Source organism: Deinococcus pimensis DSM 21231 (genome assembly GCF_000519345.1).
GTDB lineage: Bacteria > Deinococcota > Deinococci > Deinococcales > Deinococcaceae > Deinococcus_A > Deinococcus_A pimensis.
This window is the reverse complement of sequence record NZ_KI912660.1, coordinates 63973-64633: the sequence shown is the minus strand read 5'-3', so window position 1 is coordinate 64633 and position 661 is coordinate 63973. Positions and strand designations below refer to the sequence as shown.

Sequence of the window (661 nt, the reverse complement as noted above, 5' to 3'; positions counted from 1 at the left end):
CCGTCAGCGGCCTCGAGGAGGGCTGACCGTGGACGCCGCCAGCGTCCCCAGGCTTCCCGCCAGCGTGAGCGCCGAGACGCTCCTGCCGTTCTCGCTGTGGCGCGTCGCGTCGCTCGTGGACGGTCAGCGCACCCTCGGCGCCATCGCGGGCGCGCTCGGCACGGGCCTGCCCACCGTCACGAACGCCCTGCGTGAGATCGAGCGCGAGCTCGGCCTCCCCCCGCAGACGCCCGCCGCGCCCGCCGCCGACACGACCGCCGTGGTCCTCGCGCCCGACGACGTCGTGGATCTGCTCGTGGACCTCACCGTCGAGGTGATGGGCCCCATGGGCGAGGTCATCGTCGAGGACGTCGTGGACGAACTCGGGGAGGGCGCGGGCCTGCTCGCGCTCGCCGAACGCGTCGCCGCCGAACTCCGTGAACCCCAGCGCAGCGCCTTCATCGCGAAGGTCCGTTCGAAAGGACTGTCATGAAATACACCGTCGTCATCCCCCAGGCCGTTCCGCCCGAACTTCGCGCCGACCTCGCCGAGCGTCTCTCCACCCGCTTCGGGCTCAGCCTCGACCAGGCGCAGAAGCTCGCGGCGCGCAAGCCGGGCCGCCTCCTCAAGCCCACCACCCGCGCCCGCGCCGACACGCTGCTCTCGCTGTACCTCGCGATGA

Annotated in this window: 1 protein-coding gene and 1 pseudogene; both read left to right on the top strand. The window is 72.6% G+C overall.

What is annotated here, in order from left to right:
* The first annotated feature begins 28 nt into the window (after window positions 1–28).
* A complete protein-coding gene (locus DEIPI_RS40170; RefSeq protein ID WP_027482580.1) occupies window positions 29–472 on the top strand; it encodes a DUF8082 domain-containing protein in 444 nt (147 codons plus the stop codon).
* A pseudogene (locus tag DEIPI_RS40165) lies at window positions 469–661 on the top strand (HAMP domain-containing protein); the annotation flags it as partial. The gene DEIPI_RS40170 and the pseudogene DEIPI_RS40165, both read left to right, overlap by 4 nt.